The 346-nt window shown below is 38.2% G+C and carries 1 protein-coding gene; it reads right to left on the bottom strand.

Features of this window, described 5'->3' with window-relative positions; translation table 11 throughout:
• Positions 1–346, bottom strand: a 346-nt coding sequence (locus MWU65_RS17630; RefSeq protein WP_247079980.1) for an alpha-N-acetylglucosaminidase C-terminal domain-containing protein, incomplete at both ends; no start/stop codon positions are given.

Genomic DNA, 346 nt, shown 5'->3' with positions numbered 1-346 from the left:
GTTCTATTGTCATAGGGTTTATTTAAGCGTAAACTTTCTAATTTACCTGCCATTCTTTCCCGATAATAATCACGGATTAATCCACCCCACATTCGAGCTGCATAGTCATTAACACCTAATTTTAGTTTTGGAGGGCCCCAAACGGTAAGAATTCTCCGAGCATCTTCTTCGTACTTATCTTGTTGTATTTTGTTTTGACTTGTTGCTCTAGCAAAATCAATCCATCGTTGTAGATTTAATGTTGGGTGATTTTCCAATAATCTGTCGGCGTTAGTAAGTAATTGTAATGCCCATTCCCCCGCTTTATCTCTTGTTTCAAAATCCAAATTTTGGTGGGCCTCATAGG

It is taken from the genome of Cellulophaga sp. F20128 (assembly GCF_023015805.1).
In the GTDB taxonomy this organism is placed as follows: domain Bacteria; phylum Bacteroidota; class Bacteroidia; order Flavobacteriales; family Flavobacteriaceae; genus Cellulophaga.
This window is presented reverse-complemented; position numbering and strand designations above follow the sequence as displayed.